At 57.6% G+C, this 24,795-nt stretch carries 21 protein-coding genes and 2 tRNA genes; 11 read left to right on the top strand and 12 right to left on the bottom strand.

The window, feature by feature from the left end; translation table 11 throughout:
• The first annotated feature begins 50 nt into the window (after nt 1–50).
• The 3 genes from ACR0DL_RS05760 (at nt 51) to ACR0DL_RS05750 (ending at nt 3,477) form a co-directional block, all read left to right on the top strand.
• Nucleotides 51–794 (top strand): RNA methyltransferase, encoded by a 744-nt coding sequence (locus ACR0DL_RS05760; RefSeq protein WP_480688031.1) that lies wholly within the window; start codon nt 51–53, stop codon nt 792–794.
• Between the two features lie 62 nt (nt 795–856).
• Complete coding sequence (gene ctaA, locus ACR0DL_RS05755) at nt 857–2,002, top strand: heme A synthase (protein ID WP_480636816.1); 1,146 nt, start codon at nt 857–859, stop codon at nt 2,000–2,002.
• A 5-nt stretch (nt 2,003–2,007) separates the two neighbouring features.
• A complete protein-coding gene (locus tag ACR0DL_RS05750) occupies nt 2,008–3,477 on the top strand; it encodes a carboxypeptidase M32 (protein ID WP_480688476.1) in 1,470 nt (489 codons plus the stop codon).
• Nucleotides 3,478–3,564: 87 nt separating this feature from the next.
• Here the strand turns inward: ACR0DL_RS05750 and ACR0DL_RS05745 are convergent, their stop codons facing one another.
• Together ACR0DL_RS05745 and gyrA are read right to left on the bottom strand one after the other, a co-directional pair.
• Nucleotides 3,565–4,038 (bottom strand): hypothetical protein, encoded by a 474-nt coding sequence (locus ACR0DL_RS05745; RefSeq protein WP_480688029.1) that lies wholly within the window; start codon nt 4,036–4,038, stop codon nt 3,565–3,567.
• A 162-nt stretch (nt 4,039–4,200) separates the two neighbouring features.
• Nucleotides 4,201–6,927: a DNA gyrase subunit A gene (gyrA, locus tag ACR0DL_RS05740; RefSeq protein WP_170358690.1), complete on the bottom strand. Its 2,727-nt coding sequence runs from the start codon at nt 6,925–6,927 to the stop codon at nt 4,201–4,203.
• 194 nt (nt 6,928–7,121) lie between these two features.
• Here gyrA and ACR0DL_RS05735 point away from each other — a divergent pair, with 194 nt between their 5' ends.
• The gene (locus tag ACR0DL_RS05735) at nt 7,122–7,391 is read left to right on the top strand and encodes an usg protein (RefSeq protein ID WP_058280415.1); all 270 of its coding nucleotides are present in this window, start codon (nt 7,122–7,124) and stop codon (nt 7,389–7,391) included.
• A gap of 104 nt (nt 7,392–7,495) precedes the next feature.
• Nucleotides 7,496–8,191 carry a lipid-binding SYLF domain-containing protein gene (locus tag ACR0DL_RS05730; protein WP_480688027.1) on the top strand — a complete coding sequence of 232 codons (696 nt, stop codon included), beginning with the start codon at nt 7,496–7,498 and terminating at the stop codon, nt 8,189–8,191.
• Here the strand turns inward: ACR0DL_RS05730 and ACR0DL_RS05725 are convergent, their stop codons facing one another.
• Complete coding sequence (locus ACR0DL_RS05725; protein WP_170375526.1) at nt 8,192–9,145, bottom strand: radical SAM protein; 954 nt, start codon at nt 9,143–9,145, stop codon at nt 8,192–8,194.
• Between the two features lie 163 nt (nt 9,146–9,308).
• Here ACR0DL_RS05725 and zwf point away from each other — a divergent pair, with 163 nt between their 5' ends.
• The 4 genes from zwf (at nt 9,309) to ACR0DL_RS05705 (ending at nt 14,814) form a co-directional block, all read left to right on the top strand.
• Nucleotides 9,309–10,763 (top strand): glucose-6-phosphate dehydrogenase, encoded by a 1,455-nt coding sequence (gene zwf / locus ACR0DL_RS05720; protein WP_170348855.1) that lies wholly within the window; start codon nt 9,309–9,311, stop codon nt 10,761–10,763.
• On the top strand, nt 10,760–11,431 hold the full coding sequence (gene pgl, locus ACR0DL_RS05715) for a 6-phosphogluconolactonase (RefSeq protein WP_480688025.1): 672 nt from the start codon (nt 10,760–10,762) through the stop codon (nt 11,429–11,431). The genes zwf and pgl overlap by 4 nt, the downstream gene beginning before the upstream one ends.
• Nucleotides 11,432–11,436: 5 nt before the next feature.
• A complete protein-coding gene (pgi, locus tag ACR0DL_RS05710; RefSeq protein ID WP_480688023.1) occupies nt 11,437–13,047 on the top strand; it encodes a glucose-6-phosphate isomerase in 1,611 nt (536 codons plus the stop codon).
• 147 nt (nt 13,048–13,194) lie between these two features.
• Nucleotides 13,195–14,814, top strand: a complete 1,620-nt coding sequence (locus ACR0DL_RS05705) for a long-chain-fatty-acid--CoA ligase (protein ID WP_480688021.1) — start codon at nt 13,195–13,197, stop codon at nt 14,812–14,814.
• A 19-nt stretch (nt 14,815–14,833) separates the two neighbouring features.
• Here ACR0DL_RS05705 and ACR0DL_RS05700 read toward each other — a convergent pair.
• From ACR0DL_RS05700 to ACR0DL_RS05690, 3 genes are all read right to left on the bottom strand, one after another.
• Nucleotides 14,834–14,908 (bottom strand) — tRNA-Asn (locus ACR0DL_RS05700).
• Between the two features lie 120 nt (nt 14,909–15,028).
• Nucleotides 15,029–15,103 (bottom strand) — tRNA-Asn (locus ACR0DL_RS05695).
• Nucleotides 15,104–15,180: 77 nt separating this feature from the next.
• On the bottom strand, nt 15,181–16,095 hold the full coding sequence (locus ACR0DL_RS05690; protein ID WP_480688019.1) for an MBL fold metallo-hydrolase: 915 nt from the start codon (nt 16,093–16,095) through the stop codon (nt 15,181–15,183).
• A 44-nt stretch (nt 16,096–16,139) separates the two neighbouring features.
• On the opposite strand from ACR0DL_RS05690, the gene ACR0DL_RS05685 reads away from it, so the two are divergent.
• Nucleotides 16,140–17,459 carry an ATP-binding protein gene (locus ACR0DL_RS05685; protein WP_480688017.1) on the top strand — a complete coding sequence of 440 codons (1,320 nt, stop codon included), beginning with the start codon at nt 16,140–16,142 and terminating at the stop codon, nt 17,457–17,459.
• Here the strand turns inward: ACR0DL_RS05685 and ACR0DL_RS05680 are convergent.
• The 6 genes from ACR0DL_RS05680 to ACR0DL_RS05655 form a co-directional block, all read right to left on the bottom strand.
• On the bottom strand, nt 17,446–18,375 hold the full coding sequence (locus tag ACR0DL_RS05680) for a hypothetical protein (protein WP_480688015.1): 930 nt from the start codon (nt 18,373–18,375) through the stop codon (nt 17,446–17,448). The genes ACR0DL_RS05685 and ACR0DL_RS05680 overlap by 14 nt on opposite strands.
• Nucleotides 18,376–18,382: 7 nt before the next feature.
• Nucleotides 18,383–19,696 carry a TRAP transporter large permease gene (locus tag ACR0DL_RS05675; protein WP_170348848.1) on the bottom strand — a complete coding sequence of 438 codons (1,314 nt, stop codon included), beginning with the start codon at nt 19,694–19,696 and terminating at the stop codon, nt 18,383–18,385.
• Nucleotides 19,697–19,700: 4 nt separating this feature from the next.
• Nucleotides 19,701–20,234, bottom strand: coding sequence for a TRAP transporter small permease (locus tag ACR0DL_RS05670; RefSeq protein WP_170348847.1), 534 nt, complete (start codon nt 20,232–20,234; stop codon nt 19,701–19,703).
• 69 nt (nt 20,235–20,303) lie between these two features.
• Complete coding sequence (locus ACR0DL_RS05665; RefSeq protein WP_170348846.1) at nt 20,304–21,281, bottom strand: TRAP transporter substrate-binding protein; 978 nt, start codon at nt 21,279–21,281, stop codon at nt 20,304–20,306.
• Between the two features lie 50 nt (nt 21,282–21,331).
• The gene (locus ACR0DL_RS05660) at nt 21,332–22,582 is read right to left on the bottom strand and encodes an NAD(P)/FAD-dependent oxidoreductase (protein WP_480688013.1); all 1,251 of its coding nucleotides are present in this window, start codon (nt 22,580–22,582) and stop codon (nt 21,332–21,334) included.
• Nucleotides 22,579–23,712, bottom strand: coding sequence for an enolase C-terminal domain-like protein (locus tag ACR0DL_RS05655; protein WP_480688011.1), 1,134 nt, complete (start codon nt 23,710–23,712; stop codon nt 22,579–22,581). Before ACR0DL_RS05655 ends, ACR0DL_RS05660 begins: the two co-directional genes overlap by 4 nt.
• Before the next feature lie 100 nt (nt 23,713–23,812).
• Between ACR0DL_RS05655 and ACR0DL_RS05650 the strand changes: the two genes are divergently transcribed.
• On the top strand, nt 23,813–24,730 hold the full coding sequence (locus tag ACR0DL_RS05650; RefSeq protein WP_480688009.1) for a LysR family transcriptional regulator: 918 nt from the start codon (nt 23,813–23,815) through the stop codon (nt 24,728–24,730).
• Nucleotides 24,731–24,795 lie beyond the last annotated feature (65 nt).

The following is a 24,795-nucleotide window of genomic DNA, read 5'->3' as shown; positions in this document are numbered from 1 at the left end:
CCCTGCGCCATCGCGCCGATTACAGCAAGCCAAGTTTTCCGGAGACAACCATGCCCAGCGATACATCCCAGCCGTCCTTTGTGCTCGTCCGCCCTCAGATGGGTGAAAACATCGGCGCTGCCGCGCGGGCGATGTGGAATTTTGGGCTGGACCGGATGCGGATCGTGGCACCGCGTGATGGCTGGCCAAACCCCAAGGCGGTGGCAATGTCCAGCGGGGCGGGGCGCTTGCTGGACGAAGCGCAGCTGTTCGATGACCTTGCGGGCGCGCTGGCCGACAGCACTTTTGTCTTTGCAACTACCGCGCGCCAGCGTGGTCTGACCAAACCGGTCTACAGCCCCGAACGCGCGATGCAGATCGCGGCCGAGAAAGTGGCGGCTGGTGAAAAGGTCTCGGTCTTGTTCGGACCGGAACGGGCAGGGTTGGAAAACGAAGATATCGCCAAGGCAAATGCCATTATCTCGGTTCCGGTAAACCCGGAATATGCCTCGCTGAACCTTGGCCAATGCGTGTTGTTGACCGCCTATGAGTGGATGCGCCAGACCGGCGGTGTGGTGCACGAAGCCACCGATCTGGGCAAAGGCGACTGGGCCACGGGGATCGAGGTCGAAAAACTGGTCGAACATTACGAGGACCGGCTGGACGAGGCGGGCTTTTTCTATCCCCCCGAAAAGGCCGAAGGCATGAAGACCAATTTGCGCAATCTGTGGTCTCGGATGCGGATGACGCGCGCGGATGTGCAGATGCTGCACGGGATCATGCGTCAGATGGTCCGCTGGAAGGATAAAGGCTGAGGCTGGACCTTAGCCCCCCTTCACCCTAGCTTGCGACGAAATCCAAGGCACAAGAGGACAGCATGAGCGGTAAGCGCAGCATCTTCGAAGACGTCTCAGACACAGAAAAACAACAGGCCGTTCAACCGGGCATGATTGACCGTGGTCGTGGCGGCGCACGCGGGGCAATTCGCGTCTGGCTGATGATCCTGTTCGCGCTGGTCGTTGTCATGATCTCCGTAGGCGGCCTGACACGCCTGACCGATAGCGGATTGTCGATAACGGAATGGCGCCCGGTCACTGGGGCCATCCCACCAATGACCGAGGCCGATTGGCAGGCCGAGTTCGAAAAGTACAAGCAGATCGATCAATGGCGCATTCAGAACCAATGGATGGAGCTTGATGACTTTAAATCCATTTACTGGTGGGAGTGGGGTCACCGTCAACTGGGCCGGGTGATCGGTCTAGTTTGGGCACTTGGGTTCTTTGGCTTCCTGCTGGCCCGAAAAATTCCGACCGGGTGGACCGGTAAACTGCTGATTCCAGGCGCTTTGGGCGGTGTTCAGGGCGCGGTTGGCTGGTGGATGGTTGCCTCGGGCGTGACGCAGGGCGAGGGGATGACGGCCGTTGCCAGCTATCGCCTGGCAGTCCATCTGGGTCTGGCCTTCGTTATCCTCGGGTTCCTTGCATGGTACATCTTTGAGCTGGGGCGCGAGGAGCGTGACCTGATGCAGGCCCGCCGCGCGAAAGAGGGCAAACTGTTCTCGCTATCGACCGGGCTGATGCATTTCGCCTTTCTACAAATACTCATAGGCGCCCTTGTGGCAGGCATAGACGCTGGAAGATCATATACCGATTGGCCCCTGATCGGTGGTCAACTGTTGCCGCCTGACGCGACGATGCTTGAACCGATGTGGCGCAATTTCTTTGAAAGCCCCGGTCTGGTGCAGTTTATTCACCGCTGTGCTGGCTATCTTCTGTTTATCTTCGGCATCATTGTCTGGAGACGCGGCAGCACCAGCGCGCATCCGCAAACGCGGTTTGCGTTCAATGCAGCTTTTGCGGCGCTTTCTCTGCAGGTGGTGGTCGGGATTATGACGGTGATCTACGCGGCCCCCTGGCAGATCGCCATCTTCCACCAGTTCATGGCCGTTGTTGTTTGGACCCTGATCCTGCGCGCACGTTTCCTGACAGCATATCCAATCGCCACCTCAATCCGCGGAGCATGACCCTGATGACTGCCTATGATGACCTGATGGCCTTCCAACGCGAAACGTCGGCCCTCGGGCAAATCGCCGGGCGGCTGGGCTGGGACCAGGAAACGGTGATGCCGCGCGGCGCGGCCCCGCAACGGGCTGAGGAAATGGCCGCGATCGAAGCGGTTCTGCATGCCCGCCGCTCTGACCCGCGCGTGGCTGAGTGGTTGGAGCTAGCCGACCCACAAGACGACGTAGCCCGCGCCCAATTGCGCGATATCCGTCGAACTTACGAGCGGACGGCAAAAGTGCCAGCCGATCTGGCCAAGGCCATTGCGCGCGTGACGTCAGCAGCCCAGGGAACTTGGGCGCAAGCCCGTTCAGACGAGAATGTGGCTACCTTTCTGCCTGTTCTCGAGGAGGTCGTTGCCCTCAAGCGTGAAGAAGGCGCTGCACTGGCGCAGGGTGGTGATGTCTATGACGCCATGGTCGAAGACTACGAACCCTATACCACCGGTTCACAAATCGCCGAGATTTTCGATCAGATGCGCCCTCGTCTTGTGGCCCTGCGCGCGGCCGTTTTGGATAAACCAGCGCCGCACGCTCTGACCGGAAAATTCGACGAACAGATACAGATGCAATTGTCGCAGAAACTGGCGACCACGTTCGGGTACGATCTGAATACTGGGCGGGTGGACAAGGCAGTACATCCGTTCAGTTCGGGCAGTGGCCTGGATGTGCGCATCACCACTCGCACCAGCGAGACCGACCCGTTCAACTGTTTCTACTCAACCATTCATGAGGTCGGCCACGCCGCCTATGAACAGGGTATCAACCCGGCCTATGCGCTGACACCACTGGGGCAGGGCGTGTCGATGGGCGTGCATGAAAGTCAAAGCCGGATTTATGAAAACCAGCTGGGCCGATCTCGGGCGTTCACGGAGTGGCTTTACAATCAAATGGTTGACGTGTTCGGTGATTTCGATGTCGCGGATGCCGATGCGTTCTATGCCACGGTCAACGGCGTACACAAAGGCTATATCCGGACCGAGGCGGACGAGGTGCAATACAACCTGCACATCATGCTGCGCTTTGACCTTGAACGCGCCCTAATGGCCGGAGACCTTCAGGTCAGCGATCTGGAAGCGGCGTGGAACGACCGATTCAAGGCCGATTTTGGATATGAGGTCGACCGACCTTCGAACGGGTGTTTACAGGACGTCCACTGGTCGGTCGGGTTGTTTGGTTATTTCCCGACCTATTCATTGGGCAATGTCTATGCCGGATGTCTGTATCAAGCGTTGCGCGCTGCGGTTCCTGATTTGGATGCGCAACTGATCAGGGGCGACACGTCAGGCGCAACCAGTTGGCTGTGCGAGAACCTACAGCGTTTTGGCGGGCTCTTCACCCCGCGCGAGACTATCCAACGCGCCAGCGGGATTGAACCGGGACCGGAACCGTTGTTGGCGTATTTGGAACAGAAATTTGGTACGCTCTACAATCTTTGAACGCACAATTTCCGGCCAAACTGGTTGTCACATGTGTGCCGCGTTGCCAGTTCTTTGCCTAAAGCAGCCCATAGGAACCGAGCATTGCTAATCAGGCAGTAGGTAGATGGTCAGATAGCATAGTAATTGAAAGCTCCCCTGAACCATATGGTTTTCTTCCAAATCAAAATTCATGACCGTCTGATCCGCCAGAAAAAAAGCAAGCCACAATCCTAGCGATACGATAAACGCTGCGTCGACCCTCTTCTGCCAGCGATCCGTCTGGGAATACGGGGTAAATGACGCCAACGCAAATAGCAGCGTCGAAAGAAATAGCCACAGTATGATCCCGACAAATAAAATTACATCAACGGCAGTAGAGGCACCAAACTGCGCCAGCGTTTTTTGCAGAAACGGAAAGTTGTGACCGTCAAACCAAGGGGTTGAAGTCACCCCCAGCAGCTCTAGCCCGCCGATGAAGTCGGTCAAAAACGCGAATGTCCACCAGAGAAACCAAAAGATAACTAAACTTTGTTTGAACAAAATTCGCATTAAAACGACCTCTTGAAACTGCTGTTTCAAATATCCTTGGTCATAGAATAGCGATTTTTAGGAAATACAGAAACCAGCGCCGATTTGATCGTTCTATTGGGCAGACCGTTGATTGCCACATTTTGAGAGAATATTGGCGAAAACAAAATCCAAGGCCCCAAAACACTGCGCTCTGGGGCCTTTGTTGTAATCTTATCCCTCGGCCTCTTCGTCGCCTTGATCGGCGATCCAGGCGACGCTGACGACCACTTCGCCTTTACCGGTGTTGAACACCTTCACACCGCCCGCGCTGCGCGACCGGAACGAGATGCCTTCGACGGGAACCCGGATTGATTGGCCTTTGGAGGTGGCCAGCATGATCTGATCGTCGATCTCAACCGGGAACGAGGCCACCAGCTCTCCGCCGCGCATTGCCTTGTCCATGGCCGCAACCCCCATGCCTCCGCGTCCGCGGACCGGGTAATCGTGGCTGGAGCTTAGCTTGCCCGAACCGCCTGCTGTGATGGTCAGGATCAAGTTTTCAGCAGCGGACATCTCGGCATAGCGTTCCTGACTGATGGTCGCCAGCGCGTCGCCTTCCTCGTCGGTTACTTCGGCGTCGTCGGTCAGGCCGGCAACGGCGCGGCGCATCTTGAGGTAAGCGGCGCGTTCGTCCGAAGTAGCCTTGAAATGGCGGATCACCGACATGGACACAACGCGGTCGCCGTTAGACAGCTTGATGCCCCGCACACCGGTCGACTTGCGGCCCTTAAAGACACGCACATCGGTGGTCTGGAAGCGGATCGCACGGCCAGAGTTGGTGACCAGCATCACGTCATCATCTTCCGAGCAGATGCGCGCGTTTACCAGCTCGACACCGTCGGGCAGATCCATCGCGATCTTACCGTTGCGCTTAACGTTGGTGAAATCGCTCAGCGCATTGCGGCGCACGTCGCCGGCACTGGTGGCAAAGACGATCTGCAGGTTCTCCCACTCTTCATCCGGGACATCCACGGGCATGATAGCCGCGATGGAAACACCTGTCGGGATTGGCAGGATGTTGACGATGGCTTTGCCCTTACCGGTCCGGCCCGATTGTGGCAGGCGCCAGGTCTTGAGCTTATAGACCATGCCGTCGGTGGTGAAGAACAGCAGCTGTGTGTGCGTGTTCGCGACGAAGAGGTTGGTAACAACATCCTCTTCTTTGGTCTGCATGCCCGACAGGCCCTTACCGCCGCGTTTCTGCGCGCGGAAATCGGCCAGCGGGGTACGTTTGATGTACCCGCCAGAGGTGACAGTCACGACCATATCTTCGCGTTCGATCAGATCCTCGTCTTCCATGTCGCCGGACCAGTCGACGATCTCGGTGCGACGGGGAACGGCGAACTGTTCGCGCACGCTGCGCAACTCATCGCCGATGATCGACATGATGCGTTCGCGCGAGGACAGAATATCCAGGTATTCCTTGATCTTACCAGCTAGTTCTTCCAACTCGTCCGTGACCTCTTTGACGCCCAGTTGGGTCAGGCGCTGGAGGCGCAGGTCGAGGATGGCGCGGGCCTGAACCTCGGTCAGGTTATAGGTGCCGTCATCGTTCATCTTGGACAGAGGATCATCGATCAGTCGCAGATAACCCTCGATCTCAGCGGCAGGCCAACGGCGCGTCATCAGTTTTTCACGCGCCTCGGCTGCGTCCGCGGATGACCGGATGGTGGCAACAACTTCGTCCACGTTGGAAACGGCCACGGCCAGACCACACAGGATGTGGCTGCGTTCCCGCGCCTTGCGAAGGTCATAGGCGGTGCGGCGGGCAACGACATCCTCGCGGAAATCGATGAACGAGGTCAGGAACCGGCGCAGGGTCAGTTGTTCAGGCCGACCACCGTTCAGCGCCAGCATGTTACAGCCAAAGGACGTTTGCATCGGCGAGAAGCGGTAAAGCTGGTTCAGCACCACCTCGGGCGTCGCATCGCGTTTCAGTTCGACTACCACGCGGACACCGTTACGGTCGGATTCGTCCTGTACATGGGCCACGCCTTCGATGCGCTTTTCACGCACCGCTTCGGCGATCTTTTCGATCATCGCGGCCTTGTTCACCTGATAGGGAATTTCATCGACGACGATAGCGTAACGATCCTTACGCAGTTCTTCCACGCGGGTCTTGGCGCGGATAATGACGCTGCCGCGACCTTCAAGATAGGCTTTGCGCGCACCCGAGCGGCCCAGCATGACGCCGCCGGTCGGGAAGTCGGGGCCGGGTACGTATTCAATCAACTGCTCGGACGTCAGGTCCGGGTCGTCGATCAGTGCCAGCGTGGCGTCGATCACTTCCCCCAGATTGTGTGGTGGGATGTTGGTCGCCATGCCCACGGCGATACCACCGGCACCATTGACCAACATGTTCGGGAAACGGGCGGGCAGGACGGTCGGTTCCCGGTCCTTGCCGTCATAATTGTCCTGGAAGTCGACCGTCTCTTTTTCGATATCGGCCAGCAGGGACGCGGCGGGCTTGTCCATGCGCACTTCGGTATAGCGCATGGCCGCCGGGTTATCGCCGTCCATCGAGCCAAAGTTGCCCTGACCATCCAGCAACGGCAAAGACATCGAGAAATCCTGCGCCATCCGCACCAGCGCATCATAGATCGCGCTGTCACCGTGCGGGTGGTACTTACCCATAACGTCGCCAACCGGGCGGGCCGATTTGCGATAGGCCTTGTCGTGTGTGTTCCCGGTTTCGTGCATTGCATACAGAATGCGGCGATGCACCGGCTTCAGCCCGTCGCGCAGATCGGGGATCGCGCGGCTGACGATGACCGACATCGCATAGTCCAGGTAGGACGTGCGCATCTCGGATTCGATGGACACCGTCGGGCCGTCATAAACGGGGCGCTCGGGCGGGGTTTCGTCCATGTTTTCAGGAATATCTGGCGTATCGCTCACGTAAACTGCCCGTGTTTTGTTTTGGGTCTATATCTTGTGGATGCACCTTATCAGACCCGGCACATAAGGTGCAAGCAAGCAACGATTTTGCATACGAAAAACCCCCGTAACACCTGAGTAACATATTGTTAACTAAGGGTTAGGGTGTTTTCGTGTTACCCTGAAGAGACCTTGCAACAAAATTGGAGGTCTGCATGGAGCAAAGCGAAACCGAACTAATGCTCAAAGGGTACGGGCTGACAACGGCAGAATTCTTCTACCGCATGCCCGATTACATCCACGTTCTGAACACGTTCATCTGGCAGGATTACGATCTGGCGCCGGATCATCCGAAATTGTTCGATTTCATCGACTTCTGGCAGCGCGAGATTGACGGTCCGCTGCATTCGGTCCGGTTTACGCATCGCAAGATGATCGCGCCCGGTGAATGGCGCAACATGGTGGGTGAATTCAGGGTCAATTGAATATCCAGCCTGATTTTTGGTCAGTAACGATTGAGACGCGTTAAATTTATTGGTGCTTGGGTTATGGTGTCGACCAATCCATTGGTCACATACGGAATCGCTTTATGTCCCGAGCTTTGCTTTTCGCCGCTGCGCTGTTAATTGGCGGACCAGCCGTCGCCGAAGGCGTCTTTGATAAAATCAAAAAAGGTGCTGCGAACACAGCCGACGCTGTAGGGCGTGGGACTGAAACCGTGGGCAACACCATTCAGAAAGGTGCAAGCGCGGTTGAGGGGACCATCAACTCGACCACGGATTTGGTGACGAACGAGGCCACCCCGGAAGAGACGCGCGCCAAGCTGGACGCGATGGCCAGCGAGGTTCTTACCCAGTTATTAGCGGAAAACCCCGACGCAAAAGCGTTGTATGACGTCAGTGCGGGCTACGCCGTGTTCGACTCGCGCAAGGTTACGGTGTTTCCGGTCTCGGCCGGGTATGGGCGCGGGGTGGCCGTTTCAATGGATACCGGTCAGCACACTTATATGAACATGGGTACTGGCGGAGTGGGTGCCGCAGTGGGTATCGGTGGGTTTGAAACCAAGTTCGTGATCCTGTTTGAAACCCCCGCCGATCTGGCGAAATTTATCGAATATGGTTACGACGCAACAGCGGAAACCGGGGCGATGTACGGTGACGAGCGCAGCGGGGAAACCGTGCGGTTCACTGATGGCCGGTCCTTTTTCGTGCTGGGCAAGAAAGGCTGGCGCGTCTCGGCTGGGGCGTCCGGCACGAAATTCTGGGAATCGCCTGAACTGAACTGATCAGCCTGAACAGCTGGCCCCGCCCAGAACACAGAATTTGGCGCAATGGGGATGGTTGAGGTGTACGTCCGCCTCGGCCTCGGCCAGGGTGTGACCCATTTCGAATTCGGGCGCATAAGGTAAAAGTGTGCAGGCCAGAACGGCGGGGCGTTCCGCACCCTTGCGCTTTACCACCATACGGGCGCTGGCGCACATCACGGCGTCGGGTGATTTGTCCAGAATACCCCAGCAAGCTGTGGTGATTTCCGGCACTTCGATGGTTTCGTCCATCTCGGGGAACAGAACCGTCTGGCCCGGGTTTTGGGCGTCAATGTCAAAGCCGTGCTGCTTGAAAAACGCAGCATAGCCAGCGCGGCTTTCCGCGTCGCTGTCACCCCAGACAGTGCGCCCGGCCACGGCCATGTTTAAGCCGTTGTCACGCAGCCACTCCATCCCGGTCACGGTCTTGGCGAAGCTGCCCTTGCCACGTTCTTCGTCATGCAGATCGGAGCAGTAGTGATCGACCGAGATTCGCAGGGTTAGCTTGTTGCCGTAGTCACGCTGCAATTCCAGCAGACCCTCACGCATCTTTCGGCGCATCATTGGTTGCATGGCATTGGTGAGGATCAAAACCTCATACCCACGCTCCAGCGCGGCGCGGGTCATGTCGATCATTTCTGGGTTCATGAATGGTTCGCCACCAGTGAACCCGATTTCCCGAACCGGCCAATTTCGGGCTTCGATTTGATCCAGATAGTCCCGCACCTCATCGGCGGTGATATAGACCAGCGCATCGTTGGTCGGGCTGCTTGCGATATAGCAGTTGACACATTCGATATTGCACAAGGTACCGGTGTTGAACCAAAGCGTTTCAGGGTTGCTAAGCGCAACCGAGGCCCGTGTTTGCCCGTCAGCCGTCACCAATGTGTTCTGAAATTTGCCGATATTGGCAATCTGAGAGGCGTTGTCTTTCATTCCGGTATCCGGTTCTTTGCAGTCCTGCTGCTGACTTAGCCTTTCAGACCGAATTAGTTAAGGGTGCCACGGCCGACCTGACAGAGTTTTGATGATGGGAAAAAGTGTAATTTTGTTTGCGCTAACATTGGACATGCCCTCAGGGGTAAGGTAAGGGAAACGCATGGTTTCTCGCGTCATCCCCGTCGACCCGTTCGATCTGGTCATTTTTGGCAGTACTGGCGATCTTGCGCAGCGTAAGATCCTGCCTGCCCTGTTCCGACGCTATTGTGCCGGACAATGGCCCGAGGATGTTCAGATCATTGGTGCCGCCAGATCGGAATTGGACAGCGATGCGTTTCGGGATGTGGTCGCGCAATCGTTGCGCGAACATGCGCCCGCGCATTGTGCGGATGCCAAGGCATTGAATGCGTTCTTGCAACGGGTTGATTATGTCGCGTTAGATGCGCTTACGGATGAGGGGTGGGGTCAGCTTGCAGCGAAGCTCACAATTGATCGAGTACGGGCGTTCTATTTCTCGGTTGGGCCGCGCCTGTTCGGACCGCTGGCCGAACGGATCAAAGCAAATGATCTGGCCACGACCCAGACACGGATCGTTGTCGAAAAACCCTTTGGTCACGATCTGGGCAGCGCGCAGGCGTTGAATGCGACGCTAGCGGCGCATTTCTCCGAAGGGCAGATTTACCGGATCGACCATTATCTGGGCAAAGAAACCGTTCAGAACCTGATGGCCGTTCGGTTTGGCAACATGCTTTTCGAGCCATTGTGGAACAGTCAGTATGTCGACCACATCCAGATCACCGTGGCCGAATCCGTCGGCATTGACGGGCGCGAAGAGTATTATGAGCGCGCAGGCGCCATGCGTGACATGGTGCAGAACCACCTGATGCAACTGCTCTGCCTGATTGCGATGGAACCGCCGGCCAAGTTCGACCCCGACGCGGTACGGGACGAAAAGCTCAAGGTGATCCGCGCATTGGACCCGGTCGAGCCGCACCACATTGTGCGCGGTCAGTTTGAAGGTGGGCTGAGTGGACGCAGCTATCGGGATACTGTTGGTAATCCACGTTCGACTACGGAAAGCTATGTGGCGCTGCGGGCTCACGTCAGTAACTGGCGGTGGGCGGGTACGCCGTTCTATTTGCGCACAGGCAAAAGGCTTGTGGCGCGATCTTCGGTAATCAATGTGATGTTCAAAGACGCGCCGCATTCGATCTTTGGCGCAGATGCCGGGCGCCACGCCAACGTTTTGTCGATCCGCCTGCAGCCGAACGAAGGCATCACGCTGAAGGTGACGATCAAGGAACCGGGGCAGGGTGGGATGCGCCTGGTCGACGTGCCTCTGGACATGAGTTTTGCCGAGGCATTGGGGCCCGAAAACCAGGACCCTCCGGACGCTTATGAGCGTTTGGTGATGGACGTGATCCGCGGCAACCAAACCCTGTTTATGCGCGGAGATGAGGTCGAGGCCGCATGGGCCTGGACAGATCCGATCATCGCGGGCTGGCAGGCGCGCGGGGATGTTCCCAAACCTTATGAAAGCGGCAGCACTGGCCCGGGCGACGCCGAGCTGCTGATGAAACGAGACGGTCGCCGCTGGCAAGGGATAAACCCATGAACATACAGGAATACGCCGACCGGGATATGCTGGCCATCGACGTTGCAAACGTGCTGGCAGGTGAACTGGAATCCGCCTTGCTGCATCACGACTTTGCCTCATTGGCAGTCCCCGGAGGCACGACGCCCGGCCCGATGTTTGATGTTCTGTGCGCGGCGGATTTGGAATGGGACCGGGTGTGGGTTCTGCCCACCGATGAACGCTGTGTGCCGGGTGATCACGACCGCTCGAACGAGCGTCTGATCCGCGAGCGGTTGCTGACAAATCGGGCGTCGGTGGCGCAATATATACCTCTGTATGTGCCGGGGAAGGAGCCCGAAGATGTCTTGCCGGAAATCGAAAGCCTGATCACTCCGATCCGGCCCTTGTCGGTGCTGGTTTTGGGAATGGGCGAGGATATGCACACCGCGTCCCTGTTCCCGGGTATGGATGGGCTTGAGGCTGCGTTGGGCGGTCACGCGCGTCCTCTGGCGGTGGCACGGACCGAGGTTCAGCCGGAACCCCGTATCACGCTGACTGCGCCTGTTTTGGATGGTGCCTTGTCAAAACACCTGATCATTTTCGGGAACGCGAAACGGGATGCTTTGGAACGGTCCTTGTCCCTGCCACCGGAAGAGGCCCCCATCGCAGCAGTGCTGAGTGGCATGACCGTACATTGGGCGGAGTAGGCGCTATGCAACTGGAGACACTCAAAGCACTGGCAGCAGAACGGAAGGGGCAGCCCATTCTGGGTATGTTCAGTAAGGATGCAAACCGGGCGCAGGGGTATTCGGCCTCAACCGGTGACCTGCTCTTTGATTACTCGAAAACCAGTATTGACGCGGACATCCGTGACGCTTTGACCGGGCTGTGCGATACGGCGGGTCTGGCGGAACGGCGCGACGCCATGTTCTCGGGTGCCAAGATCAACGAAACCGAAGGGCGCGCGGTATTGCACACGGCGTTGCGTAATCTGGATGGCGGACCAGTTGAGGTCGACGGTCTGGATGTGATGCCTGACGTGCTGGACACGCTGCACCGGATGCGGGTTTTCGCCGAAGAGGTGCGCGGCGGCGCGATTTCCGGGACAGGTGGCAGCTTTACCGACGTCGTGAATATCGGCATCGGCGGCTCGGATCTTGGGCCAGTGATGGCCACGCACGCGTTGGCCCCGTATCACGACGGGCCAAACCTGCACTATGTGTCCAATGTCGATGGCGCGCATATCGCGGATACGCTGCGCCCACTTGACCCGACCCGGACACTGGTGATTGTCGCATCCAAGACATTCACCACCATTGAAACCATGACCAACGCCCGGACCGCCCGTGCCTGGTTAACGGATGGCGGTGGCGATTGTGGAAAACAGTTCGCAGCCGTGTCGTGTGCGGTAGATAAGACCGATGCCTTTGGTATCGCCCAAGATCACGTTTTTGGTTTTGCCGATTGGGTAGGGGGGCGCTATTCGGTCTGGGGGCCGGTTGGGCTACCGGTGATGATCGCCGTCGGTTCGAACGCGTTTGATGCCTTTCTGCGCGGGGGACAGGCGATGGACGTCCATTTCCGCGCTGCTGACTGGATCGAGAACATGCCGGTAATGCTGGCTCTGGTTGGGGTCTGGCACCGCCAGGTTCTGGGATATACCAGCCGCGCGGTTCTGCCCTATGATCAACGGCTGCTACGTCTTCCCGCCTATTTCCAACAGCTTGAGATGGAGTCGAACGGTAAATCCGTTGCAATGAACGGCAGCGCCTTGACCATACCTTCGGGGCCTGTGGTTTGGGGTGAACCGGGCACCAATGGCCAGCACGCCTTTTACCAGTTGATCCATCAGGGCACCGATGTGATCCCCTGCGAATTCATGGTGGCCGCCGAAGGGCACGAGCCCGAACTTACCCACCACCACCGCCTTTTGCTGGCCAATTGTCTGGCCCAATCCGAAGCGCTGATGCGCGGCCGGTCGTTGGATGTGGCGCGGCAGCGCATGGCCGAACAAGGGTTGGCCGGTGAGGAACTTGAACGTCAGGCCCGTCATCGTGTGTTCCCGGGCAACCGGCCGTCCTCGACCCTGATTTATCCGAAGCTCACACCGTATGTCCTGGGCCAAATCATCGCCTTGTACGAACACCGTGTTTTCGTCGAAGGGGTTCTGCTGGGGATCAATTCGTTCGACCAATGGGGGGTGGAACTGGGCAAGGAATTGGCGACGTCGCTGGGTCCGATAGTGGATGGTGAGGTTAGCGCTGACGGCAAGGATGGCTCGACCGCTTCGCTGGTTGCTTATGCGCTAAAACACCGCGATTGAGGGTTCGATTTTACCACCTGCCGCAACGGTAAATCGCATTCTTTTATTGTCAGACAATTAAATGCTTGGCAGGCTCTGCCTAAGGAAAAGCCATATCGCCCGATGTGATTGCGGGCACAAAGTGGCACCGCCATAGGGAGGACGCCCATGCTGGGACAGATGATGACGCAGCCCTTGCTGATCTCGTCGCTGATTGATCACGCCGACCGCTTTCACGGTCAGACTGAGATTTATTCGGTTGAAACCGATGGCACAGTGAGCCATAGCAGTTGGTCGCAAGTAGCGGAAAACGCGCGGAAGCTGGCCTCGGCACTGTCCAAGTTGGGATTGGAGCCACAGACGCGGATTGCGACGCTGGCTTGGAATAACCGGCGGCATCTTGAGATCTACTATGCCACTTCCGGGGCGGGGTTCGTTTGCCACACCGTCAACCCGCGACTGTTTCCCGAACAGCTGACCTATATCATCAATCATGCACAGGACCGGGTTCTGTTTTTCGACGCAACCTTTATTCCTTTGGTCGCAGCCCTGCACGAGCATTTGCCCGATGTTCAACATTTCGTCCTGATGGGGCCAAGAAACGATGACGCTATTGCGCAGATACCGGGTGTGCAATTCTACGACGATTTGATCGAGACCGGTGAGGCCAGTTTTGAATGGCCCAGCTTTGACGAAAACACTGCATCCGGCCTGTGTTACACATCTGGCACAACCGGCAATCCAAAGGGGGTGTTGTATTCGCATCGCTCCACCGTGCTGCACAGTTTCGGATCGAACACACGCGACGTTATCGGGTTTTCGGCGATGGATGTGGTCATGCCGGTGGTTCCGATGTTCCATGTAAACGCCTGGGGGTCCCCATATGCTTGCGCCATGTCGGGATCGCGGATGGTGTTGCCGGGGCCGGGTTTGCATGGTGAGGCGCTGGTGAATCTGATCGACACTTACGGCGTCACTCTGGCCATGGGCGTGCCGACGATCTGGCAGGGGCTGCTGGCTTTTGCGGAGCAGTCTGGCAGCAAGCTGGCCAGCCTGCAGCGGACGGTGATCGGCGGGGCCGCGTGCCCGCCTTCGATGATCGAAACCTTCCGCGAAACCTATGGTGTCGACACCATCCACGCCTGGGGGATGAGCGAGATGAGTCCGTTGGGGACCGCAAATCACCCTCTGGCCAAGCACTTTGACCTGCCGGAAGACGAGCAGCACGCCATTCGAGAAAGCCAGGGAAGGCCCTGTTATGGTGTCGATCTAAAGATCGTCGACGATGACGGCAATGATCTGCCGCATGACGGCGAAACCCAAGGTGATCTGCTGGTGCGAGGGCCGTGGGTTCTGGACAGTTATTTCCAGATGCAAGATGAAGATTTGCTGCGGGATGGCTGGTTTGCCACTGGTGATGTCGCAACGGTGGACTCTGACGGCTATATGACCATCCGCGACCGGTCCAAGGACATCATCAAATCCGGGGGTGAGTGGATCAGTTCGGTCGAGTTAGAGAACATCGCCGTTGCGCATCCCAAATTGGCGACCGCAGCCGTGGTTGGCGTACCGCATCCAAAGTGGGACGAGCGCCCACTGCTGGTGGCCGTACGCGCCGAGGGGGAGGACCCAAGCGAAGAAGAGGTGCTGACATTTTATGACGGCAAAATCGCTAAATGGCAGGTGCCGGACAAGGTGGTGTTTGTGGATGCCTTGCCTCTGAACGCAACGGGTAAGGTTCTGAAACGTAACTTGCGCGCGGAATTCAAGGACGCCTTGGTGGGCTGATCTTAAAAAACGTGGGAAATGGCTCCGGCGGTAGGGATCGAACCTACGACCAATTGATTAACAGTCAACTGCTCTACCGCTGAGCTACGCCGGAACGGTCCGCGCCGTATAGCAACCAGTTTCTGCGGCGTCCAGAGGGCGCATAAGATTTTTCGTCGAAAAATCTTGCGCCGCAAACGACCTTTGGTGATGGGTATTTAAGGTGGGGAGAATTTGGCTCCGGCGGTAGGGATCGAACCTACGACCAATTGATTAACAGTCAACTGCTCTACCGCTGAGCTACGCCGGAACTGAGGGCCGTATAACAATCCCGATTTTTGCCGTCCAGAGGGGAATTCGACGTTTTCGAAAAAAAGTTCCGGCGGCTTAGGTTTGTCTGATGAAACGGGTGTCAGCTGACAGCTTTCCTTCGGAAGTGACCTGAGATTTCCCAATCAGATCAATCAAATGGGCCAAAACATTCCGTTCAGCAGCAGGCAAAAGGGCGGTCGGAGTGTCGAGGTAAATTCGCTCGGCCAGTTCTCGGGCCGTACCGGGGTGATCTTCCAGCGTAGACAGAATCTGTGCTTCGCGTGTCAGGCGGTGTTTGATCAACCAATCCAGACGCGCTGCGGGATCGGCAATCGGCGCGCCATGCCCGGCGTGAAAGACGACCCACTCGCGTGAGTCCAGACGATGGCAGGCCGCCATGAAATCCGTCAGGTCACCGTCTGGGGGCGAAACCAGTGAACTGGCCCATCCCATGACGTGATCACCCGTGAAACAGACCTCACCCCAGCCAAGCGCGATGTGATTTCCCAGATGGCCGGGGGTGTGAATCACCTCAAGCTGCCAGCCGTCGCCTGAGATCAAAGCCCCATCCGCAAGTTCGATGTCGGGGCGAAAGCTGGTGTCGATGCCTTCACCGCCGCCGACTAAACCGCTCTCGGCCAGTTGAGTCATAACTGCGCTACGCCCGGCCTCGGGCCCTCCAAAGGCCATGATCGGTGCTCCTGTACGATCCGCCAAGGGTTGGGCCAGCGGAGAGTGATCCAGATGGCTGTGGGTAACGATGATATGGCTGATCCGCTGTCCGGGTAGTAGTCCCGCCAGAATCGCATCCAGATGTTCATTGCTGAGCGGACCAGGGTCGATCACGGCAAGCTCGGTGGTGCCCACCAGATAAGTGTTGGTCCCGCGATATGTCATTGGGGATGGATTTGGCGCCAGAATACGCCGCAATCCCGGCTGCAGCTCGACCGCCGTGCCGGCGGGCGGATTGAAATCGTCAGGCGCCTGCATTCTGACCTCTTTCTCTTGTCGTAACAGCCCGTTAGGTTTAGCGCATGTCCGCGCTTTGGCTCAAACACTATATGCCGCGCAGCCTCTATGCCCGCGCTGCACTGATCCTGGTCCTGCCGGTGGTCGTGGTGTTGCTGGTGGTGGGGGTCGCGTTCCTGCAAAAACATCTGGAAGACGTCACGGCGCAAATGACACGCGCTGCTTCGCGCGAAGTGATGTTGATCACGGAAGTCATGGAAGAAACGGAAACGCAACAACAGGCGATGGCGGCCGTTCGGCTTGACCTGCAAGCGCTTGAAATGAAGGCCCGGTTTCTGGGCATTAACGACGAACCAATGGTTGGTCACCGGCGTTGGTACGATTTCATTGCACCCCAGGTCGAGGCCGATCTGCGGGCCTTGCTTCCAGATTTGATTGCGGTTGCCTTGCCCAGCGGACAAGAGGCGCGGCTGTATCTGCAGACGGATCTGGGCATTCTACAGCTGACTTTTGATCGCCGTCGTCTGTCTCCGGTAGCGCCACACCAGTTGATCGTGACAATGGTGTTCTTTGCGGTTGTCATGACCACGATTTCTTTCCTGTATATGCGCAATCAATTGCGTCCGATCACTCGTCTGGCCGAGGCTGCGCAGGCCTTTGGTCGGGGCAGGGTGGTGCCGTATTCTCCCGGTGGGGCCATCGAAGTACGCGCGGCGGGTAGTGCTTTTCTGGATATGCGTGCCCGTATCGAGCGCCAGATGGAGCAGCGCACCATGATGCTGTCGGGGGTCAGTCACGATCTGCGCACACCGCTGACGCGTTTGAAACTTGGCCTTTCGATGTTGCCCGAGGATGAAGCAGCCCCTTTGCAGCAGGATGTCGATGAGATGCAATTGCTGCTGGATGCGTTCCTTGAGTTTTCGCGCGGGGCGGCCGAGGGCGCTCCGGAATCTGTCGATCCGAAGGTGCTGTTGGAGCAAATCGTCAAAGACGCGCGTCGTGCAGGACATGAGGTCGACCTGATCTCGGTCGAAGGGGAAGGAACAGTCATGCTGCGCCCCACTGCCATGCGGCGCGCCGTGGAAAACCTGATTGGAAACGCCGTGCGGTATGGCAATCGCGCGGATGTCAGCCTGTCCATCACACTCAAATCCCTGCGTATCCGGGTCGAGGATGACGGGCCAGGAATTCCACCTGAACAGCGATCCGAAGCGGTCAAACCGTTCGCGCGCCTTGATCCGGCGCGCAATCAGAATCAGGGTACCGGAGTGGGGTTGGGCCTTGCCATCGTTTCAGATATCGCGCGGGCCCATGGGGGCGTGGTGCGTCTAAGCAAAAGTGAGCGGCTGGGCGGCCTCTGCGCCGACATTATCATCGGTCGCTAACGACCCTGTACATGCGCTGCATCACCAGTGGAGTCAGGTACATCGGAATTTGATAGGCCCCGATGAACACCATGATCGGCGCAGTAACCTCGGGCGCTAAAGCCACGAAGAACAGCGCGATATTGCGGTTGCCTGCGATCAGAGACACTGCCGTCGACGCGGCTGTGGACATACGAAATCGGGTCAGTCGAAAACAGACGACCTGAACGCCAAAATTGGCCGCGCAGGCGAAGGTAATCCAGAGGAACGCTCGTTTCGGATCGGTCAGGATGACCTCGCTGACTGAGGGCATCAGACCGATGACGAAGAGAGCCAATGTGATGTTGGCAAAGCCTTCGAGCGCACTTTCTGTTGTGGGCGATGGGTCTCGCAACAGCGTTTTGCGAATAGCGACTGCGGTCAGCGTCACCAGCAGGATTGTGATTAGCAGTTTTAACGCGGCCCAAAGCACCGTATCGAAACCGCCCAGTTGTGGCGCCAGCCAGAACACCGGGGCTATGGTTATTGGCAATACCGCAGTACCGATCACCAAAAGGCGGAGCGCGTATTCAGATGGGTGCCCCATCATCCGACACATATTTGGGCTGCCAGCGATGGAGGGAGCCGCGGTCATGACCAGCAAGGCAAACAGGGCGGGGGTGTCGAGCCACCCGCCCAAGGCACCGACCGTCAGAACTGTCAGGGGCATCGCAAGCTGTAGACCAAGAACTACCAAGACAACGCGGGGCAGATCACGCAGTGATCCGAATATGCGCGCGGGCTCCATTCGTAGCACGGTGACGAACAGCAACAGCACAACCATCGGCGGCAACAGCGGCCGCATCGGTTGCGCCAACCCCGGCAGCAGCAACCCCGACAAAAGGCCCGCCAACAGAACATAAGGTCCGTGGCGGGCAGCGATGTGTAGCGGATTCAACGGCAGGCTACCCGGTTGGGCCTTGCCGCAGGTTATTCGGTAGCCAAGTGGCCAAATCCGGGAACCAGATCAGGACGAAAACCATAACAACCATGATCAGGAACATTGGAATCGCAGCACGGGCGATATAGCTCATTTCATGATTGGTCATGCCCTGCATCACAAACAGGTTGAACCCGATAGGCGGCGTGATTTGCGCCATTTCGACCACGACGACGATAAAGATACCAAACCAGATCAGGTCGATTCCGGCGTCGCGGATCATAGGCTCGACCACAGCCATGGTCAGCACGACCGAGGATATGCCGTCCAGAAAACACCCAAGGATGATGTAGAACACAAGCAGCACCATCAGCAGTTCGAACCGCGTCAGTTCCCATCCGGCAATCAGATCGGCCAGACCGCGTGGCAGGCCGGTAAAGCCCATCGACAGCGACAGGAAAGCCGCGCCCGCAAGGATCAATGCGATCATCGCGCTGGTGCGAGTGGCCCCCATGAGGCTTTCAGTGAACGTCTTCCAGTTCAACGAACCCTGACCGGCTGCGAGCAACAGCCCTCCGATCACACCAAAGGCGGCGGCCTCGGTCGCGGTGGCATATCCCAGATACATCGACCCGATGACCACGACGATCAACAGGATCACTGGCAGCAAAAAGCGCGAGTTCTTGATTTTCTCGGCAAAGGTCAGTTTGTTTTCCTGGTTCGGGTTCCAGTCCTTGCCGATTTTGGAATAGATCGCGACATAGCCCATGAACATGCAAGCCAGCACCAGACCCGGCAGGATGCCAGCAAAGAACAGCTTGGTAATCGATTCATTGATGGTGACGCCATAAACGATCAGCGTCAGCGAAGGCGGGATCATCAGGCCCAGCGTCGCAGCACCTGTCAGAGTGCCGATGATCATGCGTTCGGGATAATTGCGCTTGCGCAGTTCTGGGATCGACATCTTGCCAACCGTGGTCAGCGTCGCCGCGGACGAGCCCGACACGGCGGCAAAGACCGTACAGCCGACGATATTGGTATGCACCAGACCGCCGGGCAGGGGGGCCATCCACGGTGAAAGCCCCTTGAACATGTCTTCGGACAATCGCGTTCGATACAGGATTTCACCCATCCAGATAAACATCGGCAGCGCCGTCAGCGTCCATGAGGACGAGGCTGACCAGATGGTGGTGATCATGACGTCGCCGACGGGGCGAGTAGTGAACAGCTCCATCCCGACCCAGGCGACGCCCATTAGTGCCAGCCCGACCCAGACGCCGGTGCCCAACAGAGTGAATAGAACAAAGAGGAAGAGGATGATGATTGATGCGTTTTCCATGCTCTCACTCTCCGTGGCTTTGATCGGCAAGATCGCGGGTGATGCGGTGATCGCCGCGGAAGATCACGTGAATCAGATGATCAGTCAGGGCGATGGCCAGAATGACCGCGCCGATTAACATGGCCGATTGCGGTATCCAAAGCGCGGTTTTGTCCTGTCCCTGGCTGATATCGTTGAACTTCCAGCTCCAATAAACAAAGCGGTAGGCGTACCAGCAGAAGTACCACATGACGGCCGTGCCGATGCCAAAACACCAAATCTCCAGCACCCGGCGGAATTTATCAGGCACCGCATTCAACAGGATCGACACGCGGATATGGCTGCCCCGGTTCAGCGCATTGGCAAAAGCCAGGAATGAGGCCGCGGCCATCGCATACCCGGCATAGTCGGGCGCGCCAGGGAATACCTCGCCGGTCCAACGGGCCAACATCTGCACCACGATTAGAACCAGTATGGCGATAAGGCTCAACGCCGCCAGTACGCCTGCTGCCAGGTAGATGAAATCCAGTACGGACCGAAGCCCTCGTAACGCTGCCATACTGTCCCCGCTTTTCTTTTGGTTGGATAGAGAACGGGCGGCAGATCGCTGCCGCCCGCGTCCATTTGGTTATTGTTGTGCTTGGAAGGCGTCGACGATGGCTTTGCCTTCGTCGCCGGCGGCCTCGAGCCATTCATTGGTCATGGTGACGCCGATTTCTTTCAACTCGTTGGTCATCTGCTCGGACGCCGGACCAACGGTCATGCCGCCGTCACGCAAGCCTTGCAGGGTGAACCCGGTATATTCCTTGGCCCGCCAGTTCCCCGCATATTCCGCCAGTTCGGCGCAGGCTTTGATGACGTTCTTGTTCGCGTCAGACACGCCCGCCCAGATATCCGAGTTCACCATCACGTAGTTGCGCGGCAGCCAGGCATCTACTTCGTAGAAATAATCCAGGCTTTCCCAAACTTTGCGGTCATACCCGGTTGAGCCAGAAGACACCATGGAATCGGCAACGCCAGTGGCAAAGGCCTGGCTGATCTCGGCCGCTTCGATGGTCACCGGCAGCATTCCGGTCAGCTCGGCCAGACGTGACGTGGCGTTGTTGTACGAGCGGAACTTGATGCCTTTCATGTCAGCGACCGAGTTCACCTCGTCCTTAAAGTACAGCCCCTGCGGCGGCCACGGCACTGCATAAAGCAACGTTAGGTTCTGTTCGGCCAACAGGTTCTCGATCGAGGGTTTTGCAGCATCCCAAAGCTTGGCGCTGTCGTCGAAAGACGTGGCAAGGAAGGGGATTGAATCAAATCCAAACAACGCGTTCTCGTTCTGGTGGCCGGACAGCAAACGCTCTCCAATAGGGGCCTGGCCGGTCTGAATGGCGCGTTTGATATCCGCCCCTTTGAACAGGGAACCCGAAGGGTGGGTGACAATCTCGATCTCGCCGCCGGTACCGGTGGTCACGCATTTGGCGAATTCAGCACCTGTGGCCGAATGGAAGTTCGACGCCGAATAGGCCATCGGCATGTCCCATTTTTCAGCTGCGACCGGCAGGGCTGCGGCAGCGGTCAGTGCGGTTGCTGCCATAAGGCTCGTCAGTTTTTTCATTTTAGTCTCCCAGTTGGTATTGATTCTGCCGATGTTGTTCACCGGCTTTGCTAATTTGCGTATCGCGACGGGGCGTAAACGCTGACATCCGTGTTCGGAAGTCTGCCCGCGATCATTTGCGCCAACAGACGCCCTGTTTTCGGCCCGCCCGTCAGACCGATGTGATGGTGGCCAAAACCCATATACGCGCCGTCAATCCCCGGAACTTCACCGATCACCGGTATCGAATCTGCGGGTGCGGGCCGGTGCCCCATCCATTCCACTTCATCCTTCCATGTCACACCCGGAAAAGCCGCCCGGGCATTCTTGCGCATCAATTCGAACGGCGCCTTCGAGGGCGGCGCGTCCAACCCGCCGAACTCGACAATCCCGGCCAGACGGATGCGACCCTCTAACGGAGTGGCGACGAATTTGCCTGACGCTACCATAACCGGGCTTTTCGGCATCGCGGAAGGTTCCACTAATTCAAGATGATACCCGCGTTCGCTTTCCAGAGGAACAGAAATGCCCAGCTGGTCAGCCAAGGGGCCGGACCAGACCCCCGCCGTTATAATCGCTGTGTCGCATGGGATGGTTGTACCGCCTGCGCGTACACCTGTAACTTTGCCGTTGTCCCGAACCACATCTTCGACTGCAGCGCGAATCACTTTACCTCCATTGTCCTCGACATGGGCGGCCAGATCTTTGACATAGCGCCCCGGATCAGTGATGTGGCCATGATCGGCAAGCCGGGCGGCAAACCCGAGGTCTTTGCTGAATATCGGGTCATAAGCGTGAAAGGCTTCGCCTTCTAATTCGTCCCACGCAAAACCATGCTTGCGCCGGATGTCCCAGCCAAGTGCATCACTCTCAAAATGTTTCCGGTTTTCGTAAAGGAACAGATAGTCGGACGGGACAATCCACTTCTCGGCCCCGGTGCCGTGCGCCAGTGTCTTATGGTCATTCAGGCTATCGCCGACAATAGGCGTCAGCGCAGCAGCAATGCGTTCAACGTCGCTCGCGTTGGCATGTTTCAGATAGCGCAGTAGCCATGGCAACAGCTTGGGCACGTATCCCCATTTCAAGAACAGTGGCTGGGACGGATCAAACAACATCCTTGGGGCCTTTTGCAGCAGCCCCGGAACCGTGACTGGAATGATCGAGCAGGAAGCCAGAACTCCGCCATTGCCGTGCGACGTACCCTCGCCAGGTCCAGCCTTGTCGATCAATATGACGTCATGCCCGTCACGTTGCAGCCAGACCGCTGTGGACACGCCAACAATACCGGCACCGATTATGGCAATGGTCTTGCGCTCACTCATGCCGCCACCGCCTTGGCCAAGGCATAGTGGTTCAGCTTGTCCAGATCCGGTCGGCCACCAATCCCGGGCATGTCCGGCACGATGACTTGCCCGTTCTGTACCACGAAGGGGTCTTCCAGAATGTCTTCTTTCAGGAAATACGATGCCTGATAGAACTCGCATCCCAGCTTTATTTCGGGTGTTGCAGCGATCATGTGGGTTCCGGCCAGATGCGCCAGACCAGCCTCGAACATATCTCCACCATAGGCGCTGAGCCCATGAGCCGCGGCGATGCGGGCCACAGTCTGACCCCGGCTAAGCCCACCGGACTTCATGATCTTGACCGACACGCCATCGCATATGCCTTCTCGCGCGGCACGCTCCATATCCTCAGGGCCAAACACGCTTTCGTCGGCCAGCAGGGGCAGGTCGATCTGACCTCGCAGTTTGGCCATCATGCCATAGTGATGCGCCCGCACTGGTTGTTCGATGAAATCGGGTTTGAATTGAGCAACATCGCGTACCTGAGCAGGAGCATCCTCGATAGACAGACCTTGGTTGTAATCCACGCGCACAGAAAACTCGGGGCAATGTTGCGCCAGATGTTCAAGCCGCATGATGTCGAACGCATGGTCCTTGAACCCGGTCTTCAGCTTGACGATGCGAACCCCGTCCTCGCGCAATTGCTCGAGTAGCGCAATGTCCTGCGCGAAATCAGGATTGGCGATCGAACAACTCAGCGGAATCGAGTCCCGGCATTTGCCACCCATCAGTGCCCAGACCGGCACGCCGCTGATACGCCCTGTCAGATCCAGCAAGGCGGTTTCCAGTGCGGCCTTGGCCTCGGTGCAATGTGCGACGGCATAGGCGGCCTTGGCCATGATCCCAGCCCGATCTGCCACACGTGACCCAACAACCAACGGCCGGATATAACGATCCAGCGCTGCGTAAGTTGCTTCGGGTGTACCGGTAAAAACCGACCATGGCGACGCTTCGCCAAATCCTTCTGATCCGCCCTCTGAGGTCAGGCGCAAGATCACAATTTCGCAGCTGCCTTCGACCGAGCCGATTCCATGATCACGCCGTGATGTAACAGGCAGCTCAAGGTGCCAAAGGTCAAACCCTGTGATGGTTTGGTTCAAGTCGGTCATTGGTCCTCCGGTCGTTCGGGGGAACCGTGCCGCGATAGCTATATCATTTCAAATACTATATTGTGGCAAGGGTATCAGAAAAAATGATGTGGGAATGTCAATGTCTTTAAGGTTTCGGCAATTGCAGGCGTTCCACGCGATTATGGAGACGGGAACGGTGACAGGGGCGGCTTCGGTTCTGGGGATATCGCAACCTGGTATCAGTAATCTTCTGGCTCAGTTAGAACGCGAAGCCCGCCTGCCGCTGTTTGAGCGCAACAAGGGCCGTCTGTTGCCAACCCCCGAAGCTGATCTGCTGTATCGCGAGGTAGACACGGTCGTGCGTGGGCTGGATCACGTGGCGCAGGCCGTGACGGATTTGCAGAACAAACATCCCGGTCAGCTGCAAGTGGCCGCACCGCACATGCTGTCGTTTGGATTCATGCCACGGGAAATCGCGCGCTTCGCCGCCAGCCGCCCCAATCTGTCGGTCAGTTTTCAATCGCAATACTCGTCCAAAATTCAAGAATGGGTGATCTCGGGCCTGTTCGAGGTCGGCATTGTCGAGGTGCCAATTCTGCACGATACGCTTAATGCTCAGGTGTTCCGCTTTGAAACCGTGGCCACATTTCCCGAAGGCAGCCATTTGGCCCAATACGACGTGCTGACCCCTGAGTTGTTAGAGAACGAGCCCTTTATCGTGATGGGCCCCGAGCATCAGACCTATCGTGGGACACGGGATGTTTTTCAGGCGGCGCACCGGACTTGGCGCACGCAAATTCATACACACCTGTCCGAAAACCTGCTGAGCTTTATCAAACAGGGCATGGGTGTTGCCGTCATCGACCCCTTTACCGTCGCGTTTGATACTGAGCGCGGATATCAGACCCGCCCATTCCGGCCTGCGGTGACTTTGGAACTGGCGATCATCACGGCCAAAGGGCGTCCTTTGTCGACCATCGCGCGGGAGTTTCTGGACCAACTTGTGCCCGCGATGGCGTCTTTTTCCACCAACGCGCATGGCGGCGACAGCGTTTGAATACCAAGCGCTCAGTTTTTGCCTATTGACCTTTATCCGGTCTGTGCAAACTCTGCCCACGTCGC

The organism is Ruegeria sp. BB5 (assembly GCF_056539405.1).
This window is presented reverse-complemented; position numbering and strand designations above follow the sequence as displayed.

What these genes read in the sequence shown, in the direction of transcription:
- ACR0DL_RS05760 (WP_480688031.1), top strand. Translation starts at nt 51, where the DNA reads ATGCCCAGCGATACATCCCAGCCGTCCTTTGTGCTCGTCCGCCCTCAG.
- ctaA (WP_480636816.1), top strand. Translation starts at nt 857, where the DNA reads ATGAGCGGTAAGCGCAGCATCTTCGAAGACGTCTCAGACACAGAAAAA.
- ACR0DL_RS05750 (WP_480688476.1), top strand. Translation starts at nt 2,008, where the DNA reads ATGACTGCCTATGATGACCTGATGGCCTTCCAACGCGAAACGTCGGCC.
- ACR0DL_RS05735 (WP_058280415.1), top strand. Translation starts at nt 7,122, where the DNA reads ATGGAGCAAAGCGAAACCGAACTAATGCTCAAAGGGTACGGGCTGACA.
- ACR0DL_RS05730 (WP_480688027.1), top strand. Translation starts at nt 7,496, where the DNA reads ATGTCCCGAGCTTTGCTTTTCGCCGCTGCGCTGTTAATTGGCGGACCA.
- ACR0DL_RS05725 (WP_170375526.1), bottom strand. Translation starts at nt 9,145, where the DNA reads ATGAAAGACAACGCCTCTCAGATTGCCAATATCGGCAAATTTCAGAAC.
- zwf (WP_170348855.1), top strand. Translation starts at nt 9,309, where the DNA reads ATGGTTTCTCGCGTCATCCCCGTCGACCCGTTCGATCTGGTCATTTTT.
- pgl (WP_480688025.1), top strand. Translation starts at nt 10,760, where the DNA reads ATGAACATACAGGAATACGCCGACCGGGATATGCTGGCCATCGACGTT.
- pgi (WP_480688023.1), top strand. Translation starts at nt 11,437, where the DNA reads ATGCAACTGGAGACACTCAAAGCACTGGCAGCAGAACGGAAGGGGCAG.
- ACR0DL_RS05705 (WP_480688021.1), top strand. Translation starts at nt 13,195, where the DNA reads ATGCTGGGACAGATGATGACGCAGCCCTTGCTGATCTCGTCGCTGATT.
- ACR0DL_RS05690 (WP_480688019.1), bottom strand. Translation starts at nt 16,095, where the DNA reads ATGCAGGCGCCTGACGATTTCAATCCGCCCGCCGGCACGGCGGTCGAG.
- ACR0DL_RS05685 (WP_480688017.1), top strand. Translation starts at nt 16,140, where the DNA reads ATGTCCGCGCTTTGGCTCAAACACTATATGCCGCGCAGCCTCTATGCC.
- ACR0DL_RS05675 (WP_170348848.1), bottom strand. Translation starts at nt 19,696, where the DNA reads ATGGAAAACGCATCAATCATCATCCTCTTCCTCTTTGTTCTATTCACT.
- ACR0DL_RS05670 (WP_170348847.1), bottom strand. Translation starts at nt 20,234, where the DNA reads ATGGCAGCGTTACGAGGGCTTCGGTCCGTACTGGATTTCATCTACCTG.
- ACR0DL_RS05665 (WP_170348846.1), bottom strand. Translation starts at nt 21,281, where the DNA reads ATGAAAAAACTGACGAGCCTTATGGCAGCAACCGCACTGACCGCTGCC.
- ACR0DL_RS05660 (WP_480688013.1), bottom strand. Translation starts at nt 22,582, where the DNA reads ATGAGTGAGCGCAAGACCATTGCCATAATCGGTGCCGGTATTGTTGGC.
- ACR0DL_RS05655 (WP_480688011.1), bottom strand. Translation starts at nt 23,712, where the DNA reads ATGACCGACTTGAACCAAACCATCACAGGGTTTGACCTTTGGCACCTT.
- ACR0DL_RS05650 (WP_480688009.1), top strand. Translation starts at nt 23,813, where the DNA reads ATGTCTTTAAGGTTTCGGCAATTGCAGGCGTTCCACGCGATTATGGAG.